The 15,792-nt window shown below is 63.3% G+C and carries 13 protein-coding genes and 1 pseudogene; 10 read left to right on the top strand and 4 right to left on the bottom strand.

Translation table 11 applies throughout. The annotated features are described in order from the left end of the window. Positions 1-134 precede the first annotated feature (134 nt). Positions 135-1,103: a DMT family transporter gene (locus tag ACSSV4_RS13015; RefSeq protein WP_199861177.1), complete on the bottom strand. Its 969-nt coding sequence runs from the start codon at positions 1,101-1,103 to the stop codon at positions 135-137. Positions 1,104-1,212: 109 nt separating this feature from the next. Beyond that, complete coding sequence (locus ACSSV4_RS13010; protein WP_151976508.1) at positions 1,213-1,857, bottom strand: hypothetical protein; 645 nt, start codon at positions 1,855-1,857, stop codon at positions 1,213-1,215. Between the two features lie 337 nt (positions 1,858-2,194). Here ACSSV4_RS13010 and ACSSV4_RS13005 point away from each other — a divergent pair. Further along, positions 2,195-2,410 (top strand): annotated as a pseudogene (locus ACSSV4_RS13005) (IS256 family transposase); the annotation flags it as partial. On the opposite strand, the gene ACSSV4_RS13000 reads toward ACSSV4_RS13005, so the two are convergent. Further along, positions 2,411-3,097, bottom strand: coding sequence for a DUF6629 family protein (locus ACSSV4_RS13000; RefSeq protein ID WP_151976506.1), 687 nt, complete (start codon positions 3,095-3,097; stop codon positions 2,411-2,413). Positions 3,098-3,353: 256 nt separating this feature from the next. Here ACSSV4_RS13000 and ACSSV4_RS12995 point away from each other — a divergent pair, with 256 nt between their 5' ends. From ACSSV4_RS12995 to ACSSV4_RS12960, 8 genes are read left to right on the top strand one after another with little or no spacing between them, the layout of a single operon-like run. Beyond that, a complete protein-coding gene (locus tag ACSSV4_RS12995; RefSeq protein WP_151976503.1) occupies positions 3,354-3,716 on the top strand; it encodes an NADH-quinone oxidoreductase subunit A in 363 nt (120 codons plus the stop codon). A gap of 26 nt (positions 3,717-3,742) precedes the next feature. Next, positions 3,743-5,785 carry a heavy metal-binding domain-containing protein gene (locus ACSSV4_RS12990; RefSeq protein WP_199861176.1) on the top strand — a complete coding sequence of 681 codons (2,043 nt, stop codon included), beginning with the start codon at positions 3,743-3,745 and terminating at the stop codon, positions 5,783-5,785. Continuing rightward, the gene (locus ACSSV4_RS12985; RefSeq protein ID WP_151976501.1) at positions 5,782-6,681 is read left to right on the top strand and encodes a complex I subunit 1/NuoH family protein; all 900 of its coding nucleotides are present in this window, start codon (positions 5,782-5,784) and stop codon (positions 6,679-6,681) included. The genes ACSSV4_RS12990 and ACSSV4_RS12985 overlap by 4 nt, the downstream gene beginning before the upstream one ends. Continuing rightward, positions 6,678-7,193, top strand: a complete 516-nt coding sequence (locus ACSSV4_RS12980) for an NADH-quinone oxidoreductase subunit J family protein (protein WP_151976499.1) — start codon at positions 6,678-6,680, stop codon at positions 7,191-7,193. The genes ACSSV4_RS12985 and ACSSV4_RS12980 overlap by 4 nt, the downstream gene beginning before the upstream one ends. Next, on the top strand, positions 7,190-7,501 hold the full coding sequence (gene nuoK, locus ACSSV4_RS12975) for an NADH-quinone oxidoreductase subunit NuoK (protein WP_151976497.1): 312 nt from the start codon (positions 7,190-7,192) through the stop codon (positions 7,499-7,501). Before ACSSV4_RS12980 ends, nuoK begins: the two co-directional genes overlap by 4 nt. Beyond that, the gene (locus tag ACSSV4_RS12970) at positions 7,498-9,393 is read left to right on the top strand and encodes an NADH-quinone oxidoreductase subunit 5 family protein (RefSeq protein ID WP_151976495.1); all 1,896 of its coding nucleotides are present in this window, start codon (positions 7,498-7,500) and stop codon (positions 9,391-9,393) included. Before nuoK ends, ACSSV4_RS12970 begins: the two co-directional genes overlap by 4 nt. Positions 9,394-9,410: 17 nt before the next feature. Continuing rightward, complete coding sequence (locus tag ACSSV4_RS12965; RefSeq protein ID WP_151976493.1) at positions 9,411-10,871, top strand: complex I subunit 4 family protein; 1,461 nt, start codon at positions 9,411-9,413, stop codon at positions 10,869-10,871. Next, entirely contained in the window at positions 10,871-12,229 is a 1,359-nt protein-coding gene (locus ACSSV4_RS12960; RefSeq protein ID WP_151976620.1) for an NADH-quinone oxidoreductase subunit N, read from the top strand. The genes ACSSV4_RS12965 and ACSSV4_RS12960 overlap by 1 nt, the downstream gene beginning before the upstream one ends. Positions 12,230-12,278: 49 nt before the next feature. On the opposite strand, the gene ACSSV4_RS12955 is transcribed toward ACSSV4_RS12960, so the two are convergent. Then, positions 12,279-13,178, bottom strand: coding sequence for a patatin-like phospholipase family protein (locus ACSSV4_RS12955; protein WP_254699990.1), 900 nt, complete (start codon positions 13,176-13,178; stop codon positions 12,279-12,281). Between the two features lie 238 nt (positions 13,179-13,416). Here ACSSV4_RS12955 and ACSSV4_RS12950 point away from each other — a divergent pair, with 238 nt between their 5' ends. Continuing rightward, on the top strand, positions 13,417-15,783 hold the full coding sequence (locus ACSSV4_RS12950) for a heavy metal translocating P-type ATPase (RefSeq protein ID WP_151976489.1): 2,367 nt from the start codon (positions 13,417-13,419) through the stop codon (positions 15,781-15,783). Positions 15,784-15,792 lie beyond the last annotated feature (9 nt).

Genomic DNA, 15,792 nt, shown 5'->3' with positions numbered 1-15,792 from the left:
CGCCCTAGCTTTGAGAACCGACCGCCCATTTTCAACGACCGGACAGTTTCGTCCACTAGGCCTCCTAGGTCTGCACGAGGTACCCGGTATCGTTCTGCCTGAAAACGACAATCCGGCCTTACGGCCCATTGCGTTTAACACGGCAGGGCGCAGTTGTGACTTTCGGATGCGCGCTGCTTATCTTGCTGGCTTGCTTCCTTGACGCGGTGCGCCCAGGTCACAAGCCCAATGCTTGAGAAAACAAGCACAAAGCCGACCAGGTGGATCGGGTAAAACTTATCCCCAAGCCAGAGGTATGACAGAGCCAGCGCAGACGCTGGCATCGCACTCATATAGCCCGACGCCGTGCTTGCAGACACCTGGCTCAACCCGCGAAACCAGATCAACGTTCCGATTGCGAGCGGGCCCATGCCCCAGACGACCAGCGCGATCCATGCGTTCAGCGAAGGTTCGGCAAAGTCGAAGCTCGTGGCCTGGTAGAGTCCAGGCCCGGCAAAGAGCAGCACGGCCACCCAGACGATGAGCGGCAAGGCGACGACGGGGCTCAATTCCCTGATCATCTGCTTTCCCAGAATCGAATAGAGCGTCTGGCTGGCCACTGCGCAGAAGACCAGCACGCTGCCGAGAACGAGAGTCCAACCCGATGCCTGGATCGACTGGCCGGACACGTTGATCACGAGCACACCGGCGACGGCCAGCGTAATGGCCAAGAGCTTGCGCCAACCCAGGCTGTCACCCATGAAAACCACCGCTGCTGTGGCCATCGCCGCCGGACTCAGGCTCATCACGACCGAACCGACCACACCGTTCACGCGTTGCATGCCGTAGAGCAGGAACAGCGTGAAAGCAACGATGCCCACGCCGCCGATCACAACGATCTTGATCCAGTTCTGCCGGGATATTTGGGGCAGTTGTTTCCGATAGATGAAGAGGAAGGGCGTCAATGCCAGAGCGGCTATTGTCAGACGGAGAAAGGGCCCAAGGAAGACGGGGAAGGCTTCTGACACGATCTTGGCGGACGGGGTGCCGGTGCCGAACAGCGCCATGCCGAAGAAGAGCTGGGCATAAACCAGCAACTGGCGTTTGAAACTCGCGTCCGTCATCTGTGCTCCTACACTCGCCGCAAAGGTTGGCTCCATGGACCATTTCGAAAATTCAGAGAATTCCCTTTAAGTATGGCCCGAGGGCTGCATTGGCCGAAATTGGCGCTCGTCAGGCCTTCCCCCACCAGACGAGCAAGGCAGCAAAAGCGGTCATCGCGAAAATATAAAAAGCAAATATTACAAATGCAAACAATACGGACCCAGATCGTCCCGGAAATGCCTTGGCAAGCTGGCCCAACCCCTCCGAATTCTCGACAGCCGTGACATAGAGCGGCAGCGCGCTCACCAGCGTGGCGTAGAGATAGACGCCCGAGATGTTCTCGAAAAGGAACGAACGCACCAGCGTCGGCGCAACGACTCGCAGGGCCGACGCACGGCTCCCCCCAAAGGATCCGAACCAATCAGCTGACAAGACATAGATCAAGGCATGCAGCCCGACAAAACCGAGCACACGCACGGGCAGGTCTGCAAGAACAATGAAACTGAGTTTGTAGCTGCGACCCGGAGTGGCAACAATCCACGCAAAGAGAAAGAAACTCACGTAGTTCAGCAAGAAGGCAACCGGAAGACCGTTCGTCACGACCTGCCGCAAGAACCTGCTCAGCGGCGGACCACCACCCAGCAGAAGAGTGCCGAAGCCGGGGGTCAGTATCACGTAAGCCAGAAGCACCGGGATCAGGCCGAGGAGGCTGAAAACGAGTGCATTTCGCGCGAAACGCAGGGCCGGCATGTTGATGGCGAAATGTTTCCGCATGAACCGCAATCTGACACGCTTGTTGAATGAAGGTCGATAGCACGATTGTGGTGTAGGAAATGGATGAGCAGCCAGCCTAATTAATGCTCGATGCTTTTTCGCCTTTGGGTCGAACAGGATAGATACCTGTGCGCCTAACGTGCCCCGGAAACAAACAAAATTTTGTGAACGTGTAGGAGCCTTAAGAGCTAGGGCCACAGACAAAGAATGGTGCTTTGGGGCGAGTCACCGATGACTACCCCATGCCGTCGGGTACGAACAAAAATGCGTTCGGGTTCTACTTGGCCCAACGTCCAATTTTTTGGGTTGCGAAACCCTGAACCAGATGGAGATGACGATGACCGACGAGAGAATGGCGCTTTTCGATCTGACCGAAAAGCAGGCCGACAGGGATCTGGTGCGCGAGATGCTGGCCTATGCGGCCGCCCGGATCATGGAGGTGGAAGTGGAACTGCGCACCGGCGCCGCGAAGGGCACGCGCTCACCGCTGCGCGAGGTTCAGTGCATTGGATGCCGGGAACGGGACAGGGGTGTGCTTGTCGGCACCGCGGCGTCAGGCAAAGAGTTCAGGGCACTCACGCGCGCATTTATTGGTCAGGATAATGTAGACCAGATGTAGTGTCGCCAGTCCCGCCAGCAGGCAGAAAAACGAAATGTATGCAAACTGCAGGAAGGCGATATCGACCACGATCACCGCCACCAGCGTCAGGGCGAAATGGCGCATGTGTTTGTAATGCGACAGCGCTGGCGGCAGGGTGATAAGGGTCACGTAGATCGTATTGGTCAGCCAGCGCGGCATCATGTAGTCAAGCCACATTGATTTTTCATAGGCCAGCGACTGGTTGTTGATCTCCACCACGACCATGCTGCTGTTCAGCCCGTGCGGAATGTAGAGCAACAGTCCGAAGGCCAGTCCGATCAACGCCATGAGGCGAAACAACCGCTTGCGGGGGCTGTCGTCCGGTTCCAGCACGTAGACCGAGAATGGCACCCAGATCGGCCACATGAACCAGGTGAAAAAGATGAACCCCATTGCCCCCCATAAAACCGTCAGGGGATCGCTTCCGTTCATGCCGACCCATACAAAACCCTCGGTAAACTGCTGCAGTCCGGCAAAAAGCGGCATCAGGGCAAGCGGGAGATAGCGTTTGTTGCGCCTCCACGCCACAATTGAAATGGCCGTGCCGCCGCCAACAAGAAAAACACTGGCGGCAAAGCTGACTTGCGCGGACAGGCACATTTGACTTCCCTCTGTCCCGTTTGTTCGGATCGTCAGTTATGCAACGCTAAATCACCGGCCACCCAATTGGAAGAAACCAATTGGTGACCTGTATTCTTGAAGTCCCAAGCCCGGATTTTTCGGAGAACTGTAATGATCCGCAGCTCAAAGCGTCTGTGCATAACGGCAGCTTGGGCGCTGGCATTGGCTTGATTGTGCCGCGCTGAGTAAACCCTTAACCTGATCGGGATGCGACAGCCTAAAGGAGTTGCTACAGATGAGCGAGCTTTCCCAATACGCGATCCTTTTCGGGCTGAGCGTCGGTGTGATCGGTTTCGTGCTCAGCCTGTTCGGGCTTGCCCGTGCCATCGGGCGCGCCCGCTCGGAACCTGGCAAGGACGTGCCTGCCACCGCCGGCACCCTGTCGCGCGATCCGGTCTGGGTGCGCTACCACGCGCGTTATGCCGGTTATGCTCTGCTGTTTCTGGCCTTCGATATGGAGATGGCCTTCATGTATCCGTGGGCGGTCGTCTATCGCGAAGAAGGGCTGATCGCCTTGCTCGACATGGGGGTGTTTTTGGCCATCCTGTTTCTCGGGCTGCTCTATGGCTGGAGCCAGGGCGCGTTGAGGCGGCAATGACCATTGCCGGGGCGCACGCGGGTGCGATGACAGGACTGAGAAGGCTGATTTCCACCGCCATGGCGCGCGATCTGACAGCCTTTGTGCTGCCCGGCGCGTCTGTCGCGCGGTCGATGGGGCTTGATCTGGCCGGGTCGCCCCTGCGGATCGTGGGTACCCCGCGCCATGCGAACCTGTTGATCGTCGTTGGCCCCTTGCCCCCCGGTCTGCGCGATGCCGCCGCCGTCACCTACGCGCAGATGCCGCGCCCCCGCGCGATCCTGGCACTGGGCGCAGGCGACATCGCCCCGTTGCCCGATGCGGACGTGTCGGCCCCGCTGACACGGGCCGGGCTGCGATCCGGGCTGGCCGATCTGCGCCGCGTGATCGCCGCGGGCGCGTTTCGCGCTGACAGCGGGGAGTTTAACGCCCCCGCTCTTGAGGTGCGCGTGGAATACACTTGCCCGATGCACCCCGAAATCGTCCGCGACGCCCCCGGAGACTGCCCCAAATGCGGCATGACGCTGGTGCCGCGCGAAACAGCGTCCGATGGACATGGTGGGCACGGTGGCCACGTAATGCCCCGGGAGGACAGGCCAAACCCCGCCGATCACGCACATGCGGGCCACGCTCAAGACGCGGGCGGGTCGGGGGCATACATTTGCCCGATGCACCCCGAGGTGATCAGCGACGCACCGGGCAAGTGCCCCAAATGCGGCATGAACCTGGCGAAGGCGGAGGAGGTGGAAAGCCACGGTCACGGGCATGGGCATGGGCACGCAAGCCACGCGCCCTCGGCGCATGGCGATCATGCCGGTCAAGACGACAAGGCGGGCGGGTCGGGGGCATATACTTGCCCGATGCACCCCGAGGTGATCAGCGATGCACCGGGCAAGTGCCCCAAATGCGGCATGAACCTGGTGAAGGCGGAGGAGGTGGAAAGCCACGGTCCCGGTCACGGTCACGGGCATGGCGATCACGGCGGTTATGGCAAACAGCAGGACCATTCCGGCCACGATGGGCATGCCGGACATGGCGGCCACTCCAAGGCCGCTATCGACGGGATCGAGCCGCATTTCATGTCGATGGTCGAGATGACCAAGGACCAGCCGCGCAGCAGCGACGGGTTACAGATGGACTGGATCAAGGTGCCGTTCGGGCCGTTCTTTCCCGGCCTGCCGGCTGGGCTGCGGCTGACGTTGACGCTGGATGGCGATACCGTTGCGGCCAGCGACGCCACGAGCCTTGTCGGCGCGACGGACTTGATGGATGGGCCGCAGATGAGGGTGGCCGATTTCGTCGAGCGTCTGGCCACCATGATGCCGCTCAGCCCCGTGTCCTATCGCGCGCTGGCTTGCGCTGCGATTGAGGTGGCCGCCGGCGTCGAGCCCGACCATGACGCGCGCCGTGGCCGCGCCGCCGCCGTGGAACGCGAGCGGATCGCCAGCCACCTGAACTGGCTGGCCGAGTTCGGCCTTCAGTCGGGTTTTTTGTGGCTCGCCGCGCGCGCTGGGGCATTGCAACTGGCCGTTCAAGGTGCCGACGTTGCCGGGATCGCCACGCAGGCTGGGGCGATCCGGCGGCTGTCGCGCCGGGTGCAGGCGGCCCCGCTGATGCGGATGCGGCTTAGACGCATCGCGCGCATCGGCAAGGACGCCCCGGCCAGCGGCCCGGTGGACCGGGCGCGAGGTGGCGGATCGGATGCCCGAACGGGTGATCCAACGCTGAAGGATCTCGGGTTCGAAATGCGCGTCCGCAACGGCGGCGATGCGCTGGCCCGACTGCGGCTGCGCTGCGACGAGATCGCCCAAAGTCTCGACGTGATCGCGGCCGCCGGGAGGATTGCTGTGCCGCAGGTGCCGGATGTGGACAGGGTGTCGGGCGAGGGCGAGGCTCGCATCGAAACACCGCGCGGCACGGCGTCGCTGCGCGTGAAGCTGGCCAATGGCAAGGTGGTCGAAGCCGATCTCGACACGCCGACAGACGTGAACATCGCCCTTGTCGAAACGGTGACGGCGCAGCAGGAACTGGGCGATGCCCTGAGCGCCGTCGCCTCGCTCGACCTGTCGCCCTGGGAGGTGCGTGGATGAGCATTCTTGTCGTTCTCCTGTCGCTCGCCGCCGGGGCCTATGCGCTGGCCGTCATCGAACGATGGGCCGTGCATGGGCACCTGAGCCTGACGGGTCCGGCCTGGGCCGCCCTGGCGCTTATGGGGCGGGAATCGCTGCTGGCGCGCAAATCTGACCGGTTGTTCTTTGAGCTTGGGCCGGTGCTGCTGTTGGTGGCGGGGCTGATGGCGGTGGCGGTGATCCCGCTGGCGCCGGGGCTTATCATTACCGATCTGGCCACCGGGGCGCTGTTTTTGAACGCTGCGCTGGCCTATGTGCTGGTGGCGCTGATCATGGCGGGCTGGGGGCCGAACGGGGCCTACGCCATGATCGCGGGCTGGCGGTTCCTGGGCCAGTTCATTGCCTATGCCATGCTGATCGTGATGCCGATCACCGCCGTCGCCATGCGGGCGGAGTCGCTCTCGACGGTTGAGATCGTCGCCTCGCAGGCGCAGCTCTGGAACGTGCTGTACCAGCCGGTGGGGTTTGTCCTGTTCGTCGTGGCGGCGATGGGGCTGGCCTGGCTGCCGCCGCTGGACCTGCCCGATGCGACCGGCGAATTGGCCGGCGGGGTCGAGGCGGAATATACCGGCGTGCGGCTGGCGGTGCTGCGGCTGGCGCGGATGGTCATTATCCTGGCGCTGGCGGGGGCGACCGTGACCTTTTATCTGGGCGGCTGGCTGGGCCCGTGGCTGCCGCCCTGGGCCTGGAGCGCGATCAAGATCCTGGCCGTGGCTGCGTCTATGCTGAGTGTCGGGCGCTACATGCCGCGTATTCGCGAGGCGCGCTATCTGGCGCTGAGCTGGAAGCTGGGGATCTCGCTGGCGCTGGCCAATATCTTTGTCGTGGGCGTGATCGCCCTGGTGGTGCCGATATGACGGTTCAGATGATCTTTCTGGCGTTCTTCGGCGGCGCGGCGGTGTGGTTTGGCGTCGTGGTCTTTCGCACCCATTCAATGGTGCGCTCGGCGCTGGCGCTGCTGTTTTCGCAAACCGCGATCGGTGCGATGTTTCTGGTCATGCAGGCCGAGTTTCTGGGTGTGTTGCAGATCATGATGATGGCCACGGAAATGAGCGTGATGGCCATCTTCATGGTGATGTTCATGATGGATCCCGGCGGCATGGGCAAAATGGACATGACGCACCAGAAACGCTTGTCGCTCTGGGTTGGGGTCATCGGGCTACTGGCCGCCCTCCTGCTGGTCTGGCTGCCCGATTGGGGGCCTGTGGCCCAGTCGGTGCCAGGCGCGCATGAACAGGCCGCCGATTTGGGGCGCGAATTGCTGGGCCGGTCAATGTTGATCTTTCAGTCGGCGGGTCTGACGATTCTGACCGCCATGGTTGCGGCCACGATGGTGGCCATCGTCCCCAACGCGGAGCAGCGCAAATGATTCTGGAACTCATGATCGCCCTAAGCGTCGGCACGGGGCTGTTCGGTATCGGACTTTATGGCGCGCTGAGTCAGACCAATCTGGTGATGATCATCATGGGGGTCGAACTGATTTTGGCCGCGGCACTGGTCAATCTGGTGGCCTTCTGGCGCTACTTGCATCCCGATGAACCGGCCGGTCAGATGTTCGTGCTTATCGTGATGGCGGTGATGGCGGTCGAAATGGCGGTCGGCTTTGCCATCGCCATCGCGCGGTTCCGGGTGCGCGGATCGGTCGAGATGGAAGAAGCGCGGGAGTTGAAGGGATGACGATGCTCGCGCTCATCATCCTTGCGCCGCTGATGGCGGGCCTGGCGGCGCTCGTGCTGCGGCGCGCACCCGAAGCGATTGCGCTCGTCGGCGTCGGCATCGGGTTTCTGGCAGCGACGGGCACCCTTGCGGGGGCCGTCGCGGACGATGCGGTGCAACTGGTCCTGCCGGGCCTACCGCAGATGCCCCTGCGGCTGGTCGCGGCGCCGCTGACGGCGGTGTTTTCGGCCATGGTGGCGACGGTGGCGGCTTTTGTGGTGGTCTATGCCGTGGGTTACATGCGCAGCGACCCCGAAAGGCCGCGCTTTTTCGGCATCCTGCTGCTGTTTGTCGCGGCGATGCAGACGCTGGTGCTGGCGGGCGACTGGATCACCGTGCTGGCCGCGTGGGAATTGATCGGCTTTTCCAGCTATCTGCTGATCGGCTTCTGGCATCGCCACGACGGCGTGCCCAGTGCCGCGACACGGGCGTTTCTGTACACCCGCAGCGCCGATCTGGGCCTTTATCTGGGGATTTTTGTGCTGATCGGCTGGGCCGGCACCTCGGAAATCTCGGCTACATTGGCGATTAGCGGCACGCCCGCACTGGTCGCCGGGTTGCTGTTGCTGATCGGCGCGATGGGCAAGTCGGCGCAGGTGCCGTTGCAGGACTGGTTGCAGCGCGCCATGGCCGGCCCGACGCCGGTCTCCGCTTTGCTGCATTCCGCGACTCTGGTGGCGGCGGGGGCGATCCTGCTGATCCGCGTGACCCCGATGCTGCCCGCAGGCGCGCTGATTGCGGTCGGGCTGGTGGGCGGCGTCACCGCCGTCGTTGCCGGCCTGATCGCGCTGGCCGAGCGGGACCTGAAGCGGCTGCTGGCCGCCTCGACCTCCAGCCAGTACGGGCTGATGCTGCTGGCCATTGGCGCGGGGGTGCCGGTGGCGGCGCTGCTGCACCTTATCGCCCACGCGGCGATAAAGAGCACGCTTTTTCTGGGGGCGGGTGTGTTCCAGCATGATCGCGACAGCACCGACATGGATGCGGTCGCGGGCGCGGGCCGGGCACGACCGCTGGTGCTGGCCGCTTTCGGCATTGCTGCTTTGGCGCTGGCGGGGATCCCGCCGCTGGCCGGGTTCTTTTCCAAGGACGCGATCCTTGCCGCCGCGCTGGCGGCCCCCGGGGTCGTATGGCTCGCGCCGCTGGCGCTGGCAGGCACGGTGCTGACCGGGGCCTATATGGCGCGGGCGCTGCGGGTGCTGTGGCAGGGCGAGGCCCAGCCCGTTCTGGGCAAGGGGATGGGCTGGATGGGTGCGGGCATGGCGGTGCTGACGGCGCTGGCGGCGGGGCTTGGGTTCGCCTTCACGCCGCTGGAACATCTGCTTGAGGCCGAACTGCCGCCGGAAGGAACCGCGATGATCCTCGGGCTTTTGGCGGCGCTGAGCGGCCTGGTGCTGGGCTGGTTCATCCAACCTGCCCGCCTGATGGGGCCGGTTCTGCCGATGGCGCAGCGCGGCTTTGCCGTCGCGGGCGGTATGGACGGGCTGGTGCTGCGCCCGTCGCTGGCTTTTGCCGCCGCCTGTGAAGGTTTCGAACGGCGTCTGCTGGCGTCGCAACTTGGCCTTGTGCGGATCTTGAGCCTTGGCACCGCATCCAGTGCCGAGCGTTCAGACAACCGGCTTTATGCCGCGACCCTTCAGGTGGGCCGGATGAACCTGCGCCTTGGCGACGGCGCCGAAAACACCGACACCCATGGCATCGACGGGCTGATCTTCGGCCTTGTCGCCCGGACAATCGCCGCCGGCCGCCGCCTGCGCCTGCTGCAAAGCGGGCTGATCCACCGCGAACTCGCCCTGACAGTCATGGGCATTGCCGTCATCGCGGCGGTGCTGCTGATCTTACCGATGTCCTCCTGAAGAAAGACGACCCCGCCATGCCCCTTCTCTCGATCTCCGTCTTTCTGCCGCTTCTTGGTGGCGTGCTGCTGATGGCCCTGCCAAACAAGTCGGCGCGCATCGCCCATGGCGTTTCCATCGCCACCACCGGGCTGACCTTCGTGGTGACGCTGGCGATCTGGGCGCGGGGCACGCTACCGGGCGGTTTCGCGCAGGTCGAGGAAATCGCCTGGATCCCGGCCATTGGTGCCGCCTACCGGGTTGGCGTCGACGGGCTGAGCCTGCCGCTGATCCTGCTGACCTCGCTGCTGTTTTTCCTGTCGGCGATCTATGCGGCGCGGATCACCGACCGCCCGGCGGTCTTTGTCGCGCTGATGCTGATGCTGGAAACCGCGTCGATCGGCACCTTCGCGGCGCTGGACGCGCTCTTGTTCTACGTCTTCTTCGAAGTGTCGCTGGTCGGCATGTATTTCATGATCGTCGGCTGGGGCTATGAAGAGCGCCAGCGCGCCGGACTGATGTTCTTCATCTACACGTTGCTGGGATCGCTGCCGCTGTTGCTGGCGATCATCGGGCTGTATCTGGCTACGGGAAGTTTCGACATGCGCCTGTGGATCGAGACCCCGCCGCTGACCGGGCTGGCGGCGATGCTGGCGCTGATCGCGATGCTGTTCACCTTCGCGGTCAAGATCCCGTCCTTTCCGGTGCATACTTGGCTACCGGCCGCCCACGTGCAGGCCCCGACCGTGGGAAGCGTGATCCTGGCCGGCGTCATGCTGAAATTCGGCACCTATGGCCTTGTGCGTTTCGCATTGCAAATGACGCCCGACGCTTTTGCGCAGGCCGGTCGGGTGGTGCTGGCCTTTGGCGTATTCAGCGCCCTTTACGGTGCCTTCGTGGCGCTGGCGCAGTCAGATCTGAAGAAGATGATCGCCTATACGTCGGTGAACCACATGGGCTATGTGGTGATCGGCGTCGCGGTGGCGGCGCTGACGCTGGACCCTGACTTGCGGGCGGTCGCGCTCAATGGTGCGACCTTGCAGATGGTCAGCCACGGCATCGTCACCGGGGCGTTGTTCTTTCTCGTCGGCATGTTGCAGTCGCGCTCCCACGAACGCGAGATGACCGCGTTCGGCGGGCTGCTGGGGCAGGTGCCATGGCTGGGCTGGGCCTTCGTGCTGTCGGCCTTTGCCTCGCTCGGGCTGCCGGGGTTGGCGCATTTCCCGGCTGAATTTCAGATCTTCCTGGCCACACTGAATGCCCAGCCCTGGGCCATCGTGGCGATCATCGCCATCGTGGTGACGGCGGGGCTTTATCTGCGCGCGATCGCGGCGGTATTTCTGGGCGAGCGAAACGAGAAATGGGCGGCGATGCCCGATCTGGACCGGGGCGAGATGCTGGCCATCGTGCCGCTGCTTGTCCTCATCATCCTGATCGGGGTGGCGCCGTCTTGGTTGCTGAACATGATCGACGTGACGATGCGGGCGCTGCAACTCTGATGGCGCGCGACCTGTCCTTTCTGTTTCCCGAACTGATGTTGGCCTCGACGGTCGTGCTGATGCTGGTGGCCGAGATGCTGCGTGCGCCGCGTCTGGCACTGACATTCGGGCTGATCGGGCTGGGCCTGTCCACCGCGCTGACGTTGCCGCTGCTGGAGGCCGACACCAGCGTCTTTGGCGGCACCTACCGAGTCGATCTGCTGTCGGGCTGGGCCAAGCTGATCCTGCTGCCAGGCACCGCGCTGGCGCTTCTGATGACGCGGGCCGAGATTGCCGGGAAGGACCGCGAGGGAAGTGTCTATACGCTGCTTTGTCTTGTGACGCTTGGGGCGCTGATGCTGGCGGGCGATGGCGACATGATGCTGCTGGTGCTGGGCGTGGTGCTGACGGGTCTGGGCTCCTTCGCGATGGTAGCCTGGCCGCGCGACGATGCGGCGACCGAGGCGGCGATGAAATATCTGGTGTTCGGCGCCGTCACCGGATCGGTGATGATCTACGGGCTGACCTTCTGGTTCGGTGGTGCCGGATCGACGCTTTTTTCCGAGCTTGGTGCGCTTCAGGACAAGCCGCTGATCGCGCTGGCGGGGCTGGTCGCGGTGCTGATCGGGCTGGGCTACAAGGCGGCGCTGGTGCCGTTCCAGTTCTGGGCACCCGATGCCTATGACGGCGCGCCGGTATCGGTCGCGGCTTTTCTGTCGGTGATCACCAAGGTGGCGGCGATTTTTGCCTTTGCACAGGTGCTGCGCGATCTGCCTGTCGCTACCGGCTGGCCCGTCGTCGTCGCGCTGATCGCGGCGGTGACGATGTCATTCGGCTATCTGGCCGCCCTGGTGCAGAGCAATGTCGTGCGGCTGCTGGCCTATTCCTCGGTGGCGCAGGCGGGCTATTTCATGCTGGGGATTGTGGCGCTTGGCACCAGTCCGTTGGCCCTGCCTTCGGTGATCGTGTTCGGCGCGGCCTATGTGGCGATGAACCTTGGGGCCTTTGCCGTCATCATGATCGCGGGGCGCAATCTGGACGATTTCAAGGGCTTCGGTCGCGCGCGCCCGGTGGTCGGCGTGGCGATGGTCGTGTTCCTGCTGTCGCTCACCGGCATTCCTCCGCTCTTCGGCTTTGTCGGCAAGGTTCTGCTGTTCGGTGCCGCGATCGAGGCGGGCTATTTGTGGCTGGCGGTGATCGGTATCCTCAACAGTGTGCTGGCGCTGGCGGTCTATCTGCGCATCGTGGTGCCGATGTATCAGGCGCGCGATGGCGAAGCGGTTCGGGCAGAGGTCGCGCTGCCGTTGTTGGTTGTGCTAGGTGCGACCGCGTTGGTCACGGCGCTGATGGGGCTGTTCGCGGGAGTGTTTCCCGGGTGACTTAAGGCGCGGTTTTGTGCCAGTCGGTCAAAGTGGTGATATTGCTATCCTAGCCTGCCAGCGGCTCGGCCATTCGCTCCGCATTCCCGGAATTAAGCAGCGTCTCGATATCAACATAAGCGCGGCGGGTGGCCACGGCCCCAGCCGCGATACAGTGGCGCTTTAGACCGAATTCAAGTGTGCCGATCGACTGTCCGAATTCAGGCTGGATCACAAGGTCCGCCTGCGCGAACCGCAACCGTGCATGTTCATACTGGCAGACTTCAATGGATCGCAGCATCGCCTGCATGCCGTTTTTCGGGCCAATGGTGTTTTCGCTCTGGCTTGGGTCCACGGCGATCACGACCTTTGCGCCAGTTTCCCTTGCAACATCGACCGGCGCTATGTCGGCATAGGCCCCGTCCATCAGCACATGCGGACCATCGACAAGGGGTGGCAATATTCCGGCGAGCGCCGCGCTGGCATAAATGTAATCTGTGGCATTCCCCTTGCCGAAAACCACACGTTTCCCGGTCAGCATATCCGTCGCGCAGACAAAGATCGGGATGCGACCATTCTTAAGATTTTTACCTTGCGTCAGACTGGACAGGACGCTGCGGCCCCATGTCTCGGTAGGCGTGCCAACGCCCCAACCGAAGTACATGTCCCGCGCGGCAAGCAGAGCGGTCCGAAGGCCCCTCATCCTTGCGGCCAGACCTGGCAGTCGAAAGCCCGGGGTTGCCGGAAACCCGCTGGTGTCCATGGCGACCAATGCGTCGAACCAATCGTCATTCAGGGCATAGGTGGCACCCACGACCGCACCCATGGATACGCCCACAATTGCACTTGGAACATAGCCTCGGGATATGAGTGCGCGTAGCACACCGGCATGCGACAGGCCCCTTGCGCCGCCGCCACTGAGTACAAGGGCGAAGGATTTGTGGGTCTTGTCGCTCGGCTTTGCGAGCACCGTCAATGTCTTGTCTCCATTTCAATGTTTCTTTCAGAACTGACGCAGGACGAGACACATCGTTACGCAACTGGACTTGCCGCATACTTTCCAAACTGAAGCGGAGGACACGCCCAGCGGACGTGGCCCGGACAATTCCGCCGATGTGCCGATGTAATGTCTGAAGCCGAACCGCGTCTATCACACAAACACCCAATCGGTAATTCCTGATCGCGATTTATATGGACTGGAGCCAAGCATGAAATCATTGACCCTTGAGGTCCGCGGGCTGTTCGAGGAACTCGATCATCTCGCGGTCGAACGCCATTTGTCAGCTCTCGACGGAGTGCACAGAGCCGAAGCGAACCCGGCATCGGCAAGCGTGACAGTCCAATACGACGAGACGGCAGTGGGCGAGGAAGAGCTGCGCAACACGGTTGAGGCCTGCGGATTCCACTGCGCCGGGGAGCGGGTTCCGAACCATGTCTGCCATGCCGACCATCAAATGTCTGGCGCAGAGGCCCCGGCTGGCCACGACGCGATGGCGCACGAGATGGGCCACGGCGGTGGCATGGACATGGCCAGCATGGTCCGCGACATGCGCAACCGCTTCTGGGTGGCGCTGCTGTTCACCATCCCGATCTTCACTTATTCGCCAATGGGTGGCCTGTTCACGCCACCCGCGCCGCCCTTCGGGCTGGAACTGGATCTGTGGCTGTTCTTCCTGGGTAGTGCCGCGATTATCTGGCCAAGCTGGCCGTTCTTCGTCGCCGCCTGGCGCGCCTTGCGCAACGGCATCCTCAACATGGCGGTCCTGGTCGTGCTGTCGGTTGGCACCGGTTATGTGTTCAGCGTCGGGTCTACCTTCTTCTTTCCGGGCGTGCAATTCTACGAGGCGGTGGCGGTGCTGCTGGTGTTCATCCTGTTGGGTCACTGGCTGGAGATGCGCGCGCGGGCAGGGGCCTCGGCGGCGATCCGGGCGCTTCTCGATCTTGCGCCGCCAATGGCGACCGTTATCCGCGACGGGCAAGACGTCGAGGTGCCTACCTCCGAAGTACTTGAGGGCGAGATCGTGCTGATCCGGCCCGGCAACAAGATCCCTGTGGATGGCGAGGTTGTCGAAGGCGCATCACTGGTCGACGAATCCATGCTGACAGGCGAGTCCATGCCGGTCAACAAGGCCGTTGGCGACACCGTGATCGGCGCCACCATCAACAAGAGCGGCAGTTTCCGTTACCGCGCCACCAAGGTCGGGGCCGACACCGCGCTGGCGCAGATCGTCAAGCTGGTGCAGGAGGCGCAGAACTCCAAGGCACCCGCCCAGCTTCTGGCCGACAAAGCCTCACAATGGCTGGTGCTGATCGCCGTCGTGATCGGACTTGCAACCTTCGCGGTCTGGTTCTGGTGGATCGGCTCGCCGCTTCTCTTCGCGCTGACACTGACGATCACCGTTTTCGTAATCGCCTGTCCTGACGCGCTGGGGCTTGCGACGCCGATGGCGGTGATGGTCGGCACCGGGCTGGGGGCGCAGCACGGTATCCTATTCAAGAATGCCGGTGCGCTGGAAGACGCGACCAAGCTTGACGTGATCGTCTTCGACAAGACCGGCACGTTGACGATGGGCGAACCGCGCGTGGTCGAAGTCGTGGCTGCTGAGGACAGCACCGAAGATGACGCGCTGCGGGCTGCGGCGGCCGTCGATCGCGGCTCGGACCACCCGCTGGCGCTCGCCATTGTAGAACGCGCTGCGGACCTCGACGTCCCGCAGATGGCCGAGTTTCTCAACCTCGAAGGCCGCGGCGCGCGCGCCGAAGTCGCAGGCAAGACCGTGCTGGTAGGCAATCGGCGCCTGATGGACGAGGAGGGTATCGACGTCGGCACCCTGACGGCGGAGGCCGAGCGCCTGAAGGGCGAGGGCCGCACGGTTGTGCATGTGGCGCAGGGCGGACGGATGCTGGGCCTGATCGCCATTGCTGATGCGCCGCGTCCAAGTGCGATGGCCGCCGTGGCCAAGCTGCGCGAACGCGGCGTCGAGGTGGCGATGCTGACCGGCGACAACGAAGGCACGGCGCGCCGCATCGCGGGCGAGCTGGGCATCGACATGGTGCTGGCCGACGTGCTGCCGGGCCAGAAGGCCGAGAAGGTGAAAGAGCTTCAGGCCCAGGGCAAGAAGGTCGGCATGGTCGGCGACGGCGTCAACGACGCACCCGCGCTGACCCAGGCCGATGTCGGATTTGCCATCGGTGCGGGTACGGATGTGGCGATGGAAAGCGCCGATGTCGTGCTGATGAAAAGCGATCCCTACGATGTCGTGGGGGCCATCGAGCTGTCGCGCGCCACCTTGCGCAAGATGCACCAGAACCTGTTCTGGGCCGTGGCCTACAACGTGGTCGCCTTTCCGATGGCGGCAGGGGTGTTTTATCCGTTGATCATCAGCCCCGCCGTGGCAGCACTTGCCATGTCGGGCAGCTCCGCGCTGGTGGCGGTCAACGCGCTGCTGCTGAAACGAACGCGGCTGGAAGGTATTGGTGCGGGCAAGAGTGGGTCCGCCAGCGGCGGCGGTCAGGGCGATGCGCAGGCAGGCCAGGTGCCGCTTCACGCCGCACACTCGCAGAAATCACATTGAAGAAGGGGG

The organism is Roseovarius sp. MBR-154 (assembly GCF_053628595.1).
Note: the sequence above shows the minus strand (reverse complement) of the source record. Positions and strands in the feature narration are given on the sequence as shown.

Coding starts and splice junctions, on each gene's coding strand:
- ACSSV4_RS13015 (WP_199861177.1), bottom strand. CDS start 1,103: ATGACGGACGCGAGTTTCAAACGCCAGTTGCTGGTTTATGCCCAGCTC.
- ACSSV4_RS13010 (WP_151976508.1), bottom strand. CDS start 1,857: ATGCGGAAACATTTCGCCATCAACATGCCGGCCCTGCGTTTCGCGCGA.
- ACSSV4_RS13000 (WP_151976506.1), bottom strand. CDS start 3,097: ATGTGCCTGTCCGCGCAAGTCAGCTTTGCCGCCAGTGTTTTTCTTGTT.
- ACSSV4_RS12995 (WP_151976503.1), top strand. CDS start 3,354: ATGAGCGAGCTTTCCCAATACGCGATCCTTTTCGGGCTGAGCGTCGGT.
- ACSSV4_RS12990 (WP_199861176.1), top strand. CDS start 3,743: ATGACAGGACTGAGAAGGCTGATTTCCACCGCCATGGCGCGCGATCTG.
- ACSSV4_RS12985 (WP_151976501.1), top strand. CDS start 5,782: ATGAGCATTCTTGTCGTTCTCCTGTCGCTCGCCGCCGGGGCCTATGCG.
- ACSSV4_RS12980 (WP_151976499.1), top strand. CDS start 6,678: ATGACGGTTCAGATGATCTTTCTGGCGTTCTTCGGCGGCGCGGCGGTG.
- nuoK (WP_151976497.1), top strand. CDS start 7,190: ATGATTCTGGAACTCATGATCGCCCTAAGCGTCGGCACGGGGCTGTTC.
- ACSSV4_RS12970 (WP_151976495.1), top strand. CDS start 7,498: ATGACGATGCTCGCGCTCATCATCCTTGCGCCGCTGATGGCGGGCCTG.
- ACSSV4_RS12965 (WP_151976493.1), top strand. CDS start 9,411: ATGCCCCTTCTCTCGATCTCCGTCTTTCTGCCGCTTCTTGGTGGCGTG.
- ACSSV4_RS12960 (WP_151976620.1), top strand. CDS start 10,871: ATGGCGCGCGACCTGTCCTTTCTGTTTCCCGAACTGATGTTGGCCTCG.
- ACSSV4_RS12950 (WP_151976489.1), top strand. CDS start 13,417: ATGAAATCATTGACCCTTGAGGTCCGCGGGCTGTTCGAGGAACTCGAT.